The organism is Sphingomonas endophytica (genome assembly GCF_001476895.1).
GTDB classification, from domain to species: Bacteria; Pseudomonadota; Alphaproteobacteria; order Sphingomonadales; family Sphingomonadaceae; genus Sphingomonas; species Sphingomonas endophytica_A.
Genome location: NZ_LDTB01000009.1, coordinates 60613 through 76292, shown reverse-complemented (window position 1 = coordinate 76292; position 15680 = coordinate 60613). Strand labels below are relative to the sequence as shown.

General features: G+C 70.2%; 12 protein-coding genes. 3 read left to right on the top strand and 9 right to left on the bottom strand.

Going from position 1 to position 15680, the window contains the following annotated elements; translation table 11 throughout:
- Positions 1 to 77 precede the first annotated feature (77 nt).
- Genes NS334_RS04040 through NS334_RS04030 form a run of 3 tightly spaced genes read left to right on the top strand, consistent with a single transcriptional unit; the run spans position 78 to position 1314 of the window.
- Complete coding sequence (locus NS334_RS04040; RefSeq protein WP_058754692.1) at positions 78 to 338, top strand: hypothetical protein; 261 nt, start codon at positions 78 to 80, stop codon at positions 336 to 338.
- Positions 335 to 769: a periplasmic heavy metal sensor gene (locus NS334_RS04035; protein ID WP_058754691.1), complete on the top strand. Its 435-nt coding sequence runs from the start codon at positions 335 to 337 to the stop codon at positions 767 to 769. The genes NS334_RS04040 and NS334_RS04035 overlap by 4 nt, the downstream gene beginning before the upstream one ends.
- Entirely contained in the window at positions 766 to 1314 is a 549-nt protein-coding gene (locus tag NS334_RS04030) for an RNA polymerase sigma factor (protein WP_058754690.1), read from the top strand. Before NS334_RS04035 ends, NS334_RS04030 begins: the two co-directional genes overlap by 4 nt.
- Here the strand turns inward: NS334_RS04030 and NS334_RS04025 are convergent, their stop codons facing one another.
- From NS334_RS04025 to NS334_RS03985, 9 genes are all read right to left on the bottom strand, one after another.
- Positions 1315 to 2127 (bottom strand): TrmB family transcriptional regulator, encoded by an 813-nt coding sequence (locus NS334_RS04025; RefSeq protein ID WP_058754689.1) that lies wholly within the window; start codon positions 2125 to 2127, stop codon positions 1315 to 1317.
- 139 nt (positions 2128 to 2266) lie between these two features.
- On the bottom strand, positions 2267 to 4348 hold the full coding sequence (locus NS334_RS04020; protein WP_058754688.1) for a TonB-dependent siderophore receptor: 2082 nt from the start codon (positions 4346 to 4348) through the stop codon (positions 2267 to 2269).
- Positions 4349 to 4404: 56 nt separating this feature from the next.
- Complete coding sequence (locus NS334_RS04015) at positions 4405 to 5655, bottom strand: TolC family protein (RefSeq protein ID WP_058754687.1); 1251 nt, start codon at positions 5653 to 5655, stop codon at positions 4405 to 4407.
- Complete coding sequence (locus NS334_RS04010) at positions 5648 to 8044, bottom strand: ABC transporter permease (protein ID WP_058754686.1); 2397 nt, start codon at positions 8042 to 8044, stop codon at positions 5648 to 5650. Before NS334_RS04010 ends, NS334_RS04015 begins: the two co-directional genes overlap by 8 nt.
- Before the next feature lie 39 nt (positions 8045 to 8083).
- Positions 8084 to 10507, bottom strand: coding sequence for an ABC transporter permease (locus NS334_RS04005; RefSeq protein WP_058754685.1), 2424 nt, complete (start codon positions 10505 to 10507; stop codon positions 8084 to 8086).
- Positions 10508 to 10543: 36 nt separating this feature from the next.
- A complete protein-coding gene (locus NS334_RS04000) occupies positions 10544 to 12994 on the bottom strand; it encodes an ABC transporter permease (protein ID WP_058754684.1) in 2451 nt (816 codons plus the stop codon).
- A gap of 4 nt (positions 12995 to 12998) precedes the next feature.
- Positions 12999 to 13709 (bottom strand): head GIN domain-containing protein, encoded by a 711-nt coding sequence (locus NS334_RS03995; RefSeq protein WP_058754683.1) that lies wholly within the window; start codon positions 13707 to 13709, stop codon positions 12999 to 13001.
- A 17-nt stretch (positions 13710 to 13726) separates the two neighbouring features.
- On the bottom strand, positions 13727 to 14404 hold the full coding sequence (locus NS334_RS03990) for an ABC transporter ATP-binding protein (protein ID WP_193752995.1): 678 nt from the start codon (positions 14402 to 14404) through the stop codon (positions 13727 to 13729).
- Between the two features lie 11 nt (positions 14405 to 14415).
- Positions 14416 to 15651 (bottom strand): efflux RND transporter periplasmic adaptor subunit, encoded by a 1236-nt coding sequence (locus NS334_RS03985; RefSeq protein WP_058754719.1) that lies wholly within the window; start codon positions 15649 to 15651, stop codon positions 14416 to 14418.
- Positions 15652 to 15680 lie beyond the last annotated feature (29 nt).

Sequence of the window (15680 nt, the reverse complement as noted above, 5' to 3'; positions counted from 1 at the left end):
CGGCACGTGTCGATCCCGGGCGTGAGGGGTGGCCGCGTCGCCCGCGTAAGGGGGCGTGACGCAGCAGGATGACGCGCATGGAGATCGACGACGCCCTCGACCGATGGGCCGACCGCCCCGCTCCCCCCCGCCTGGACGGGATCGAGGATCGCGTCCTCGCCCGTTTGAGCGCCGCACCCGCGCCGCGCACGCTGACCGGCGCGGCGTTCGCGGTGGCGGCGGCGTTCGCGCTGGCGCTGGGGATCGCCAGCAACGCGCTGCCGGCGCCCGCTCAGGCCGCCGCGCCGATCGGGACGCCCGCCGGGCTCGCACCCTCCACGTTGCTGGACGTGCGGTGAAGCCGCTTCAACTCGCGATCGTCGCCCTGGTGGTGCTGTTCTCGGCGATCGCCGGCGTCGCGATCGGACGTCATCTGCTCGCCCCGGCCGCCGAACCGGCGGTCGCGCTCCACGCCTTCCTGCACGACCGGCTCGATCTCGATGCCGCGCAACAACGCGGGCTGCGCGATCTGGAAACGTCCTTCGCCACCCGCCGTCGCGTGCTGGAGGACCGGATGCGCGCCGAGAATGCGCGGCTCGCGGTCGCCATCGACGAGGAGCATCGCATCGGCCCGCGCGTGAGCACCGCCGTCGACGCCTCGCACCGGATCATGGGCGCATTGCAAAAGGAGACGCTGGCGCACGTCTTCGCGATGCGCGCGCTGCTCCGCCCCGATCAGGCGCGCCGGTTCGACGAGGCGGTCCGCAAGGCGCTGACCGAAACGCGGTGAGCGATCCGCGCAGCGATGCCGATCTGGTGGCGCAGGCGCTCGCCGGCCGACCGGACGCGTTCGCCGCGATCATGACCCGCCACAAGGCGACGCTGCACCGCCTGATCGCGCGCATCATCGGCGACGAGGAGGAGGCGGTGGACGTATTGCAGGACGCGTTCATCGCCGCGCACGGCGCGCTCGGCCGCTACGATCCGGCGCGCCCGCTGGTGGCATGGCTGACGCGCATCGCGGTCAACAAGGCGCGCGACTGGCGACGGCGGCGCCTCGTGCGCCGCTTGGTCTCGGCGGTTTTCCCGGATCATGCCGCGCAGATCGCCGCCGACGTGCCGGCCATCGACACGTTGGTCGGCGATCGCGCGGAACTGGCGCGGGTCGCGGCCGCGATCGACACCCTGCCGGCACGGCTGCGCGAGGTACTGGTCCTGCGCGGCGTCGAACATCTGTCGCAGGCCGACACCGCCGCCGCGCTGGGGATCAGCGAGAAGGCGGTCGAGACACGGCTGTATCGCGCCCGTCAGCGGCTGCGCGCGGCACTGCCCTGATCACTCCGCACGCTGCGCCATCAGCATCTGCAAGCCCGGCGGCTGCGCCTTCTGCAACGACAGCGTGCGCAAGGGATCGGACGGGTCGCTGCGGAACGCCACCAGCCGGATATGCGCCGCGACATAGGAGTGGAAGGTCACGCTCTGGAAGATGCTGTCGCTCCACAGGCCGTTCAGCACATGCGCGCGATCGAGCGAGAGCTGCGCCATCAGGTGCTGCGCCCCGTCGGCGACGATCATCACGCCGATCCCGGGCCAGCGATCCCCGACGAACTCGGCCGCTTCCGGATTGAACGGGACGGTCGGCCCGGCATGTTCGGGACGATAGGCGATCCCCGCCACCGTCACGCCGCGCGCCCGCGCGGCGGCCAGATCGTCGGCGAACAGGTCGAAGATCGTCGGGAACAGGTCGAACAGCACGATCTCGCGCGCCTCGACGATCATCGCCCGCGCGCGCTCGACGACATGCTGGACCGATCGGAGCTGGAACACGTCCTCCGATCGCGTCGGCTGATACACCGCCGTCAGGGCCTTGAACGCATCCGCGTGCCGCTGGTCGAAATCGCGCTTCAGCGCGGCGAACAGCTCGGCCGGCGGGATCGGCGAATAGGTCACCGCATCGCCGCCATGGCTGGCGAGCAGCACGCCCTTCTGCTCCATCACCTTCAGCGCCTGATAGACGTTGGCGGGCGCCTTCCCGACCCGCTGCGACAGGCGATAGCCGGTGGCCGGCGCGGCGCGCAGCAATTCGGTATACAGCGTCGATTCCAGGTCGGTGAACCCGAAGGCGCTCAGCGCGGTGTTGGCCGACATGGGAAACTCCGACAGCGAAAAGGGAGGCACGGTTTCGCGCCGTATAGCGGGGCGGCACCGACGATCCAGTGCCTTGGGCGACGTCACCCCCGACGCGACACCGCGGCCGCGACAAGGCAAGCCGCCCCCCCCATCCGCCCTAGAAGCGGGCGGTCAGCGTCGCGCGCACGTTGCGCGGATTGCCGGGCATCGTCCAGACGTCGGCATAGCTGCTGGCGATATAATAGGTATCGAACAGGTTCTCGAGATCGACGCGCAGGTCGATGCGCGGATCGACCTGCCACGTCGCATCGGCACGAACGATCGTATAGGCCGGCAGCATATAGCCGCTGGCGAACGGATCGCCGTTGCGCCGCCCGACATGGCTGATGCCGCCGCCCAGCGCGACGCGGCCCGTTACCTGCCGCACGTCCAGCGCCGCCAGATCGCGCGGCACGTTCGACAGATGCGTGCCGATCAACGCCGGGTTGCGGTCGTTGCGGACCGTCGCGTCCAGCCGCGTATAGGTCGCGGTCGCGCGAAAGCCGCCGCCGGGCGCGACGGTGAACAGCGTCTCCAGCCCGCGTGACCGCTGCCGCCCGACCTGCGTCTTCACGAACGGATCGGTCGCGTTCGGATTGAGCACGTTGCGCTTGCTCATCTGGAACAGCGCCGCCTGCCCGGTCAACGCGCCGTCCAGCAGGTTCCACTTGGCGCCGACCTCGACAGAGGCGCTGCGTTCCGCATCGAAGGTGCTGGTCCCATCCGACGGGTTCAGCCGCAGCGACTGACCCCAGCTCGTGTACAGCGCCACGCCCCGCGCCGCCTGCCACGTCAACGCGGCACGCGGCGTCACCCCGCGATCACGCGTGCCGAGCAACAGGCCGCCGCGCGCATGATTGACCACCTCCTCTCGAAAGTCGTTCCAGCGCAGCCCCACCAGCAGCGTCAGGTCGCCCGCGCGCACCACGTCCTGCGCATAGACGCTGTCGCTGCGGAACGCGGCGCGGCGGTTCTGGAACGGCCCCGGCACCGGCAACGGCTGGCCATGGACGGGCGCGAACGCGTCGATCGTCAGGATCGGCGCCCCCGGACGCCCGCGCGCCTGATCCATCCGGAAATCCATCGCGTGCCGCACCCGGTCGGTGCCGATGCGCAGGTCGTGCCGCATCCCCAGCAGGTCCAGCTTCGCGGTCAACTCGATGCGCGCCGACAGATCGTTCCAGGTGAAATCGTGATAGCGACGCGACCGCCCCAGCGTCCGCCCGTCCGCCTGAAGGCCGCGCGCCCCGAAATCGACCTGCGTGGACAGGCCACGCAACTGCCCGTCGCGCTGCGACAGCCCGGCCTCCAGCGCGATCCGATCGCTCAGCGCCGCGAACAGGCTGCCCTGCTGCCAGAGCATCCGCTGCTCGATCCGCCCGTCGCCCGGCTCGCCCAGGAAGGTGCGCCGGTCCATCGCGCGCGCATTGCCGCCGATCGCCACCACGCCGCGATCGATCGGCGCGCGGTTGCGCATGAACTCGGCCTGGTACAGCAGCCGCATGTCCCAGCTCGGCGTGTACGCCAGCGACGGCGCGAGCAGCAGGCGATTGCTGTGGACATACCGGCGAAAGCTGTCGCCCGTCTCGGCCACACCGATCATTCGCGCCGCCAGCGTCCCGGTCAACGGCCCGCTGACGTCGCCGGTCGCGCGCACGCGGTTCCAGCTCCCGTAAGTCAGCGATGCCTCGCCGCGCGGGTCGCTCGTGGGTGCCTTGGTCACGATGTTCAGCGATCCACCCGGCTCGCCCCGCCCCGACAAGGCGGCTGCCGGCCCCTTCAGGAACTCGAACCGCTCCACGGTCGCGACATCCACCGGCGCGTTGAAGCCCAGATTGCTGCCGAAGCGGTTGATGAGGATGTCGGGGCCGCTGTTCTCGTCGCCGGCAAAGCCGCGGATCGAATATTTGTCCCACATCCCGCCGAAATCGTTCTGCCGGGCGACGCCGCCCGCCAGGTCGATGGCATCGTCCAGCCGCGTCGCGCCGATCCGGCGCAACTGGTCGCGGTCGATCACGGTCAGGCTCTGCGGATAGCGCGCGCCGGCGATGTCGCTGCCGGTGATGCTCGCATTCGCCTCGCGCAGTGCGGTCACCACCACGTCCCCGTCGCCGGTGCCGTCACCGGCCTGCGCCATCGCGGGCGAAACATATGCGAACGCCACGCCGAACAGCGCGACACCGCCCATCAATCGACTCATCTGTACCCCTTTGTCGCGCCTCCTCTATTCGTAGTGACAATCATTCTCAACATGACTCAACGCGCATAGGCATCGCGGGTCAGCCGACCGACCGCGCGCAGCAGCGCCGCCTGCGCCACCAGCACGTCGGCCCGCGCCGCCGCCACCGCCAATTGCGCCCCGCGATAGCTTTGATCGGCCACGAGAATGTCGATCGTCGAGCGCAGGTTGAACCCATATTCCGATCGCACGCCCTTCAGCGCCAGATCGGCGGCGGCCAGCCCGTCGATATTGGCGCGCAGCCGCGTCTGCGCGGCGGTCAGCGTCGCCCATGCCGCGTCGGTGGCGCGCAGCGCCTCGCGCTCCGCCGCATCGGCCAGGAACCGCTCGGCGCGATTGGCCGCCTCCGCCTGCCGGACGCGCGACGGCACCAGCCCGCCGGTCAGCAACGGCACGCGCAGCGTCATGCCGACCTGCGCCGCCGCATCGAACGCGCGCACGTCGCCGTCCGCCAGGCGTCCGCCCCGGGCATAGCCACCCGACAGGTCGATGGCCGGCGCGCGCTCGGCACGCGCCGCGTCGATCCGCGCCGCCGATGCCGCCACCAGGCGGCGCTGCTGAAGCAGCAGCGGGTTGGCGCGATCCGCCGCGTCGCGTGCCGCCGCGCGATCCGCCGGCAACGCCTCCGGCACGGCCACGTCCGCCGACAGCGTCCCCGCCTCCTGTCCGACGATCGCGCGATAGGCGGCGGCGGCGGTCTGCAACGCGCCTTCCGCATCGGCCAGATTGCCCGCGACGCTGGCGCGCTGCGCCTCCAGCTGCGCCACGTCCGTGCGCGTCACTTGCCCAAGCCCGAAGCGGGAGCGCGCCTCGGCGACCTGCCCGTCCAGCCGCTGGATGCCGACCCGCGCCACCTCCACCGCCTGTTGGTTGTACAGCAGCGCGGCATAGGCGGAGACGACCGATTGTAGCACCACCGCCTCGGCATCGCGAACGCCTTCCGCACCGGCCGCCACATCCTGGCGCGCCGCGCGCACCGCCGATCCGACGCGCCCGCCGGTCCAGATCGGCAGCGCCGCCGTCACCGATCCGCTGGCGGTGTTGCCGCCGTTCAGCCGGTCATATCCCGCGCCCCCGCCCAGCCCCAGCGTCGGTCGCCCCAGCGCGCGCGCCTGTTCGGGTGTCTCCGCCAGCGCCTCCTGCCGGGAGCGCGCCGCCGCCAGCTGCGGATTGGTCGCATAGGCGGTCGCGATCGCCTCACCCAGCGTTTCCGCCTGTACCGGCGCCGCGATCAGCAACGCCAGCGCGCTTCCCCACCATCTATTCATGTCGCAATGCCCATGCCGGAGCCGCGCGGCTGGCGCGCAGCGATTGTCCCAAGACCGTCAGCACCGCGATCGCCGTCGCCAGTGCGGAGGCCCCCACGAAGAAGACCGGCGACAAGGCGATCCGATCGTCGAACCCCGCCAGCCAGGTCCGCATCGCGACATAGGCCAGCGGCCAGGCGAACAGGTTCGCCAGCAGCACGGGCCGCAGGAACTGTCCGATCAGCAACCGGACGATATCCGCCGCCGACGCGCCCAGCGTCTTGCGGATCCCGATCTCCTTCACCCGCCGCCGCGTGTTGAACGACGCGAGACCCCACAATCCGACGCAGCCTATGAGAACCGCAAGCCCCGCACCGATCGCGAACAGCCGCGCGGTGCGGTCGTCGGCCTCGTAATATTCGGTCATGCTCTGCGTCGCGGTGCGCGCATCGAACGGCACCGCCGGCGCGACCTGCCGCCACAGCCGGCGCAGCGGCGCGATCATCACGCTCGGATCGCCATCGACGCGCAGGGTGGTGCGCGGGCTGGTCGAATAGCGCGACTGGTACAGATAATAGGTCGGGCTGACCGCCTCGCGCGGCGAGAAGAAGCGCGCATCCTCGACCACGCCGATGATCGTGCGCGGACTGATCCCGCCCGTCGCTTTGCCGATCGCATCGGCGGGATCGCGGAAGCCCAGCGCCGCCGCGCCGCGGCGGTTGAGGACGATATTGACCGGATCGCTGCGCTTCGTCGCGTTGCGAAGGTCGTCCAGCCGGTGCGCGTCGTCGAACAATCGCCCGGCCAGCAACCGAATACCCATGGTCGGGAAGAAGTCCGGCCCGACGCGGATGACCTGCAGGCTCGGTCCCGGCCCGGCGCGGCCCGCCATGGCGAGATTGTCGGTATTGTAGCTGCTCGATCCCGGCGTCGAATCCGATGTCGCGATCGATTGCACCCCCGGCAGCGCGGCGGCGCGGGTCAGGAAGGCGGTGCGTTGCGCGTCGCTCACCCCCAGGTCGCTGCTCGCCCCGACGATCACCAGCCCGTCGCGGCGAAAGCCCGGCTCGGTGGTGCGGACGTGCTGCGTCTGCGCGACCAGCACGGCGGTCCCGATCATGAACGCGGTGGCCAGCGCGAACTGGAACATCACCAGCGCCTCGCGCACCCGCGTCCCCGCGCGTCCGCCCCCCGGCGCACGTGCGGAGGCGAGCACGGCCGCCGCCGGGAAGCGCGACAGCAGCACCGCCGGGTACAGCCCCGCCGCCACCCCGATCGTCAGCGCCAGCACGATCAGCGCGGGCGCCACCACCGCATAGGGGATGGTCAACGCCAACCCGCCGGCCGCATTGACCAGCGGCAGGCCGATCTCCGCCAGGATCAGTCCGCCCAGCGCCGCCAGCGTCGCGACCAGCACGGCCTCGCCCAGAAATTGCACGATCAGCGCGCGTCGATCCGCGCCCAGCACCTTTCGCATCGCCACCTCCCGCGCGCGCAGCCCGGCGCGGGCGGTGGCCAGGTTCACGTAATTGACGATCGCGATCAGCAGCGTCAGCACCCCGACGATCCCCAATGTCGTCACGGTCATCGTCCGCCCCGGCGTGAGTTGCAGGTGCAGGCTGGTCAGCGGATTGATCCGCAGGCTCAGATCCTTCGCCAGCTCCTCCAGCCGCACTGCACGGCGATCGACGAACGCGCGCAGCTTCGCCTGCAACGCCGCCGCCTGCGCCGGCGTGTCGAAGCGCAGGATGGTCAGCACCCGCCGGCTGCCCCAATGGTTCCAGTCCGGGTCGGGATGCGGCACCGGCATCCGGGTCAGCATCGCGAACTGCAATTCGGTATCGCGCGGCAGATCGCGCAAGACGCCCGCGACACGGTAATCGGCGGTCGTGCCCAGCACGGTCAGCGTCATCGTCCGCCCGATCGCATTGCCCATCGGGAAATAGCGTCGGGCCAATGTCTCGTTGATGAGGACGTCGCCCGGCCGGCGCAGCGCCTTCGCCCCGTCGCCCGCCACCATCGGCACCTTCACGATGTCGAGGAAGTCGGGGTCGGCATAACCCAGCATCTCGGTGCTGGCGGCGCCGTCGCGGACGACGTTGACGCTCATCATCTGGATGCGGGTGCCGACCGTGCCGGGGAAATCGGCGCGCAGCTGGTCGATCAGCCCGCCCATCGTCCCGGACTGATAGCCGTTGCTGGGGCTGCCGGGCTGGTCCCAATATTCCTCGACCGCGTACAATGTGTCGTGGTCGGGCAGCCATGTCTCATACCCGGTCTCAAACCGGACATAGAGGCTCAGCACCAGGAACACCGCGATCCCGACCGCCAGCCCGCCGATGTTGAGCGCGGCATACAATTTGTGGCGGGTCAGCGAGCGATAGAGCGACAACAAGGCGAAGCGGTTCATCGCGACACGTCCTTGGATGAGTGGGCGAAGCGGCGATCGTCAGTCATGGCGCAGCGCCCAGGCCGGGGCCGCACGGCTGGCGCGCAGCGACTGGCCCAGCACCGTCAGCACCGCGATCGCGATCGCCACCAATGTCGCGCCGAGGAAGTAGAGCGGCGACAGCGCGACACGGTCGTCGAACCCGGCCAGCCACGTCCGCATCGCCACGAACGCCAGCGGCCAGGCGACCAGATTGGCGATCAGCACCGGGCGCAGGAACTGGCCGACCAGCAGCTTGACGATATCCGGCGCCGACGCGCCCAGCGTCTTGCGGATGCCGATCTCCTTGACCCGCCGCTGGGTGTTGAACGAGGCCAGCCCCCACAATCCGACGCACCCGATCAGCACCGCCAGCCCCGCGCCGATGCCGAACATTCGCGCCGTCTGCTCGTCCGCCTGATAATAGCGCGCCAGCCGGTTGTCGGCGGTATCGCCATTGAACGGCACCTGCGGCGCCATCCGCTGCCAGACCGTCCGGATCGCCGCCAGCATCGCGCGCGGATCGCCGCTGTAGCGGACATTGGCGATCATGTTGGCGTTCGTCGCGGGATCGCTGACATAATAGAAATAGGTCGGCGCGATCGGATCACGCGGCGTGTCGAAGCGCATGTTCTCGATGACCCCGACGATCGTGCGCGGACGATCGCCACCGACGGTCTTGCCGACCGCCGCCTCGGGCGAGGCGAAGCGCAATTGCTTCACGGCGAGGCGATTGATGAGGATGTTGGTCCCCTTCGCCATATCCACCGATTGCTGATCGTCCTCGCGCCGTGCCGGATCGAATAGGCGACCGGCGATCAACCGCGCGCCATAGACATCGAAGAATCCCGGCCCCGTCGTGACCCAGCGCAGGTTCGGACCGTCGCCCGGCACGCCCGGCAACGGCACGTTGTCGCCGTTCTTGGAGCCGCTGCCGCCCGCACCCTCGCCGCCCAGCGCCACCTTCTGGACGCCCGGCAGCGCGCGGATCGCCTCCAGCACCGCACGACGCTGCACCGGCGTGACCGTGTCGTCGGAAATCGACCGGACGATGATGAGGCCGTCGCGCTGATAGCCGACATCGGCCTGCCGGACATGGCGTGTCTGCGCGAGCAGCACGACGGTGCCGATCATGAACGCGATCGCCAGCCCGAACTGCAGCACGACGAGTGCCTCACGCACGCGCGTCCCCGCACGCCCGCCGCCGGGCGAGCGCGATGACGCCAGCACGGCGGCGGCGGGGAAGCGCGACAACAGCAGCGCCGGATAGAAACCCGCCAGCGCACCGACCAGCAGCACCAGCACCGCCAGCCCCGGCACCACTAGCGCATAGGGGATCGCCAGCGACAGCCCGCCCGCGGCATTGACCAGCGGCAGGCCGAGCTCGGCGAGGATCAGCCCACCCAGCGCCGCGATGCCGACCGTCAGCATGGCCTCGCCCAGGAATTGCGCCACCAGCGCGCCGCGATCCGCCCCCAGCACCTTGCGCATCGCGACCTCGCGCGCCCGCAGTCCGGCACGCGCGGTGGCGAGATTCACGTAATTGACGATCGCGATCAGCAGCGTCAGCGCGCCGACCAGACCGAGCGTGACGACGGTCAGCTTCTTGCTCGATACGCCGCCCGTCCGCGACGCGAGATGATCCTCGGTCAGCGGCAGAAGCGCCAGATTCTGCATCTTCGAGGCATGCGGCCCCATGTCTTTCAAGGCGCGGCGATCGACAAACGCCGACAGCTTCTGCTCGAACGCGCGCGCCGCCGCCGGCGTGTCGAACCGCAGATAGGTTTGCAGGTGCGAGCTGCCCCAATGCGACCAATTGTCGTTACGATCGCCCTTCGGCAGCGGCAGGATCAGCGACAGCTTCTGCTCGCTGTTCGCGGGCAGGTCGCGGAAGACCCCGCCGATGCGGTAATTGCGCGGCTGTTCGTAGCTGGCCGTGATCGTCTGCCCGATCGGATCGCTGGTGCCGAAATATTTGCGCGCCAGCGTCTCGCTGATGATCGCGCCGGACGGATCGGCCAGCGCACGTCTCCCGTCGCCACTCACCATCGGCAGGTCGAACACGTCGAAGAACGACGAATCGACCTCGGCCACATCCTCCTTGGTGGCCACGCCGCGCCGCAGGACGCTGCCCGCCCCCTCCCCGCCCCAGATGCGCGTGCCGACCGTGCCGGGGAAATCCTCCCGCAATTGCGTCAGCAGACCGCCCATCGTCTGGGATTCGCGCCCGTTGAACGGGCTGCCCGGCAGGTTCCAGACGGTTTGCACGACATAGATGCGGTCGTGGCGCGGAATCCATTTGTCGAAGCTGGTCTCGAACCGGACGTACAGCCCCAGCACCAGGAACACCGCGATCCCGACCGCCAGCCCGCCGATATTGAGCGCGGCATAGAGTTTGTGCCGCGTCAGCGACCGGTAGAGCGACAGAAGGGCGAAGCGGTTCATCACGACACGTCCTTGCAAGAGAAAGAGAGGAGCGGCTCAGTCATGGCGGAGCGCCCAGGCGGGGGCCGCGCGGCTGGCGCGCAGCGATTGGAACAGGATGGTGGCGACCGCGACCAGCAACGCGAGCAGGCTGGCGGTCAGGAAATACAGCGGCGACAGGGCAATGCGGTCCGAGAAGCCCGCCAGCCATTTGCGCATCGCGACCCAGGCGAGCGGCCAGGCGAGCAGGTTGGCGATCACCACCGGACGCAGGAACTGCCCGGTCAACAGCCGCGCGATGTCGCCGGACGACGCGCCCAGCACCTTGCGGATGCCGATCTCGTGCATCCGCCGCGCGGCGTTGAAGGCGGCAAGACCCCACAGACCGATGCACGCGATCGCGACCGCCAGCAGCGCACCGACCCCCAGCAGGCGCGCGGCGCGATCATCGGCGGCGTAGAACTCGCGCAGGCGGCGATCGACCGGTTCGGCGACCAGCGGTACCTGCGGCGCGATCCGGTGCCACGCCGCCGCCACCGCCGCCTGCACGGCGCGCGCGTCACCCGCATAGCGCAGCGTCGCCATCCCGCGCGGCGGCAGCGCCGGATAATGAAAATAGAAGGTCGGGCTTTGCGGGCGGCGCGGCGAGAAGAAGCGCAGCGGCTCGATCACGCCGACGATCGTGCGTGGCTGCGCCCCGCCGACCGTCTGCCCGATCGCGGCCTGCGGAGAGCGGAAGCCGAGCGCCGCGACGGCGGTGCGATCGACGACGACGTTGAAGCCGTCCTTGCCCTTCGTCCAGTCGGTCGCATCGTCGCGGCGATGCGCGTCGTCGAGCAACCGCCCGGCGAGCAGGCGCGGGGCATAGGCGCGGAAGAAATCAGGGCCGCTGTTGACGCGCAACACCGTCAGGCCGGGGCCGGGCTGTCCCGGCATCGCGATGATGTCGACGCCCGCCCCGCCCTGTTCGGTGGCGCTTGCCACCCCGTCGCCGGGAACGGCATCCGCCGTGCCGACCGCGACCACGCCGGGGATTGCGCGGAAAGCGGCCAGCAGCGCCTGCCGCTGCTCGCGTGCGAGATCGTCGGCGGCGAAGGACGGCAAGGTCAGCAGGCCGTCACGCCGAAAACCGAGATCGGTCTGCCGCAGATGCCGTGTCTGCGCGACCAGCACCAGCGTCCCGGTCAACAGCGCGATGGCCAGCCCGAACTGCACGACCACCAGTACCTCGCGCAGCCGCGTGCCCGCGCGCCCGCCACCGGGCGTCCGCGCGCTCGCCAGCACCGCCGCCGCCGGGAAGCGCGACAGCAGCAGCGCGGGATAGGAGCCCGCGATCACACCGACCCCGGCCGCCAGCGCGATCAGCGCGGGAACCAGCGTGGCATAGGGCACGCTCAGCGACAAACCGGCGGTGGCGTTGACGAACGGCAGCGCCAGCTCGGTCAGGATCAGCCCGACCAGCGTCGCCAGCGCGCTCGCCAACACCGCCTCGGCCATGAATTGCGCGATCAGCGCGCCCCGGCTGGCTCCGACGACCTTGCGCATCGCCACCTCACGCGCGCGCAGCCCGGCGCGCGCGGTGGCGAGGTTCACGTAATTGACGATCGCGATCAGCAGCGTCAGCGCACCGACGATCGCCAGCGTCACCAGCGCGGCGACGCGGCTGGCACTCTCCGCGCCCGGCGGTTGCAGGTGCAGGTCGGTCAGCGGCAGCAGCGGCAGCGACAGGATCGCATTCGGGTCCGGCCCGAAATCATGGCCCACACGCCGCTTGAGGAACGCGGGCAGCTTGGCCGCGAAAGCATCCGCGGCGGCGCGCGTGGGAAAGCGCACGAAGGTCATCACCGCCGCCGTTCCCCAGCGATACCAGTCCCAGCGCATCGGCGGCGGGGTGCGCGGGATCGGCGTCAGGATCGCCGCGCGCAGATCACTGTTGGCGGGCAGGTCCTCGAACACCCCCGCCACGCGGAACACCTGCGGCCCGTCGAAGCCGATCGTCATCGTCTGACCGATCGGGTCCGCACTCCCGAAATACTTGCGCGCCGCCGACCGGCTGACGAGCGCCGCCGACGGATCGGCCAGCGCGCGCCGCCCGTCGCCCGCGACCATCGGCAGGTCGAACACGTCGAAGAACGACGCATCGACCTGCGCGACATCCTCGCGCTGCGCGATGCCGTTCCGCGTCACGCTGCCCGCCCCCGCCCCGCCCCGGATGCGCGTGCCGGTCAGGCCGGGGAAGTCCTCGCGCAACTGCTCCAGCATCCCGGCCATGCTGGCGGGATAGGCGCCGTTGAACGGGCTGCCGGGTAGATGCAGTTCGGTCTGGATCAGATAGATCTGGTCGTGGCGCGGCAGCCAGCGCTCGAAGCTGGTCTCGAACCGCACGTACAGCCCCAGCACCAGGAACACCGCCACGCCCACCGCCAGCCCGCCGATGTCGAGCGCGGCATACAGCCTGTGCCGCGTCAGCGATCGGTACAGCGACAGCAGGGCGTAGCGGTTCGTCATCGGATCAGCCGCAGCGCACGTCGCCGCTGCCGCCCTTGCGGACGGTGCAGCGCGCCGGGCCCGTGACCGTCACGTCACCCGAACCGTCGGCGGAGAGGCCGGCAGTGCCCGACGCCTGCGCGCGGACGTCGCCGCTGCCGCTCACGTCGACGCGCAGGTCACGCACCTCCAGCGCCCGCGCATCGACATCGCCGGACCCGGCCGCGCGGATCTCGACCTGCCGCGCGCGTCCGCTGGCGGTCAGGTCGCCCGACCCGGCCAACTCGACGCGCATCGTGTCGCCGCGCACCCCGCGCAGGATCAGGTCGCCCGATCCCGCCAGCCGCGCGTCGAACGTCGGTGCGGTGGCGGCCTCCACCTCCATGTCGCCCGACCCGGACAGCGTCGCCGCGCGCAGCGACGGGACCGTCACCGTCACCATCGCGCCCCGGTCCTGCCAGGTGCCCGGCTTGCGCGTGACCCGCAACGTCCCGCCCTCGACCGTCACCCGCAGCGCGTCGATCGCGCGCGGATCGCCGCTCGCCACCACCGACATGCCATCGCTGCGCACGACCCGCAGATTGTCGCTCCCGGCCAGCTCGATCGCGTCGAAGCCGGCAACCTCGAACCGCTTCGTCTCGACGCCCCGCATCGGCCCGGCGTCGCTCGATCCGACCGCGACCACGCACCCACCCAGCAGCGCACACAGCGCCACGCCCGTCATCCGCTTCATCATTCCGCTACTCCCCTCTGTCACAATGCGCGCATCGCGCTGGCGACGATCCGGCCGTCGAGCATGTCGATCCGCCGCTTCGCCATGTCCGCGTGGCTGGGCGAGTGCGTGACCATCACGATCGTCGCGCCCTCGTCGTTCAGCCCCATCAGGATGCTCATCACCTGCTCGCCATTGGCGGTGTCCAGGTTGCCGGTCGGCTCGTCGGCGAGGATCAGCTTCGGATCGCCGACGATCGCCCGCGCAATCGCGGCGCGTTGTTGCTGACCACCCGACAATTGATGCGGAAAATGTCGCGAGCGATGCGCGATCCCGACCTTGTCCATCGCCGCCGCCACCCGTGCGCGCCGGTCTCCGGCATCCTTGCGATAGGCGAGGCCCAGCGCGACATTCTCCTCGATCGTCAGTTCGTCGATCAGGTTGAAGCTCTGGAACACGAAGCCCAGCGTGCTGCCGCGAAACGCGGCCAGTTCCTTCTCGTCCAGCGCCGCCAGGTCGCGGTCGCCGAACATGTACCGCCCGCCGGTCGGGCGATCGACCGTGCCCAACGTGTTGAGCAAGGTCGATTTTCCGCAGCCGGACGGCCCCATGATCGCGACGAACTCGCCCGCCGCGACATGCAGGTTGATGTCCGCCAGCGCGGTCGTCTCCACCTCGTCGGAGATGTAGCGGCGCTGGATATTCTCGAGACGGATCATGATCGGCTCTTTCAACGGAGGTTGAGGATGTCGCCCTTCACGGACGATGTGTTGGTGGTGACGATGCGGTCCCCGGCGGCGAGGCCGGACAGGATCTCGACCTGCTCGGGATTGCGCCGCCCGGTCCTGATCGCCCGGCGGCGGGCGTGTCCGCCGTCGGGGTCGATCACGAACACCGACGATCCGCCCCCGGCCTCCAGCCAGCCGCCGACCGGCGCGACCAGCGCGGGTGCGGTGCTGCCCAGGGTGATGCGAATGTCCAGCGTTTGCCCACGGTTAAGCCCGGTCGGCGCGGTGCGATCGAACGTCAGCTCCGCCCGAAACCGCCCGTCCTTCACCGCCGGCAACACCTTGGAGACGGTCAGTACCGCGTCGCCGGCGCGCGCCTTCTGCCCGACTGCGACACGGCCGAGGTAATATTCGTCCACGTCGGCCGTCAGCTTCCACGAGCCTTCGCTGTCGATCTGCCCCGCCGGGTCGCCGGGCTTCAGCGTCTGGCCGGGCTGGATCGTGAAATTGGTCAGCCGCCCGCTCGCCGACGCGCGGATCGTCAGCGCGTCGAGCCCGGCGCGCACCGCCGCCATGTTGCGCTCCAGCCGGCCGCGCGTATCGTCGAGCCGCTGGCCCTGGGTCGCGGTGATCCGCGCCTCCGCCGCACCACCCGACTGAAGCTGGGCGAGCCGCTTCTCCTGATAGGCCGCCTCCTCGGCGTAGCTCTTCACGCCCGCGTCCGACAGGAAACCCTGATCGTGGAGCTGCTGGCGGATCGACAGGTCGCGCCGCGCCTTGATGAGATCGTAGTTCGCCTGCGCGATCTGCCCGGCACGGTCTAGCCGGTTGCGCTCGATCCCCAGGTTCTCGCCTGCGACGCTACCCAATTGACTGGCGATCGAGGCCTCGCGGGTCAGTACGTCCAGCCGCAGTTCGGGGTTGGCGAGCGTCGCCAGCGGCTGCCCGTCCGTCACCATCGCGCCGTCCTGCACCAGCAGTTTCTCGACCTGCCCGCCGGTCAGCACGCCGACCAAGGTCGTGACGCGCGGCGCGACCGTGGCGCGCACCGGCAGGTAATCGGCGAAGGGCGCGCGCGTCACCGCGCCGGTTTCGATATCGGCCAGCTTGATGTCGGTCGATCCGCTGGCGGGGAGCATCTGCCAGCCGAGCGGCGCGGCAATCGCCACCGCCGCCGCGATCACCACCTCGCGCCGCCGCCACCACGCCGCCTTGGGGCGTTCGATCCGGCGATCCATGCTCGCGCCCGGCGAGCCATTTGCGTGTA

Coding starts and splice junctions, on each gene's coding strand:
- NS334_RS04040 (WP_058754692.1), top strand. CDS start 78: ATGGAGATCGACGACGCCCTCGACCGATGGGCCGACCGCCCCGCTCCC.
- NS334_RS04025 (WP_058754689.1), bottom strand. CDS start 2,127: ATGTCGGCCAACACCGCGCTGAGCGCCTTCGGGTTCACCGACCTGGAA.
- NS334_RS04020 (WP_058754688.1), bottom strand. CDS start 4,348: ATGAGTCGATTGATGGGCGGTGTCGCGCTGTTCGGCGTGGCGTTCGCA.
- NS334_RS04015 (WP_058754687.1), bottom strand. CDS start 5,655: ATGAATAGATGGTGGGGAAGCGCGCTGGCGTTGCTGATCGCGGCGCCG.
- NS334_RS04010 (WP_058754686.1), bottom strand. CDS start 8,044: ATGAACCGCTTCGCCTTGTTGTCGCTCTATCGCTCGCTGACCCGCCAC.
- NS334_RS04005 (WP_058754685.1), bottom strand. CDS start 10,507: ATGAACCGCTTCGCCCTTCTGTCGCTCTACCGGTCGCTGACGCGGCAC.
- NS334_RS04000 (WP_058754684.1), bottom strand. CDS start 12,994: ATGACGAACCGCTACGCCCTGCTGTCGCTGTACCGATCGCTGACGCGG.
- NS334_RS03995 (WP_058754683.1), bottom strand. CDS start 13,709: ATGATGAAGCGGATGACGGGCGTGGCGCTGTGTGCGCTGCTGGGTGGG.
- NS334_RS03990 (WP_193752995.1), bottom strand. CDS start 14,404: ATGATCCGTCTCGAGAATATCCAGCGCCGCTACATCTCCGACGAGGTG.
- NS334_RS03985 (WP_058754719.1), bottom strand. CDS start 15,651: ATGGATCGCCGGATCGAACGCCCCAAGGCGGCGTGGTGGCGGCGGCGC.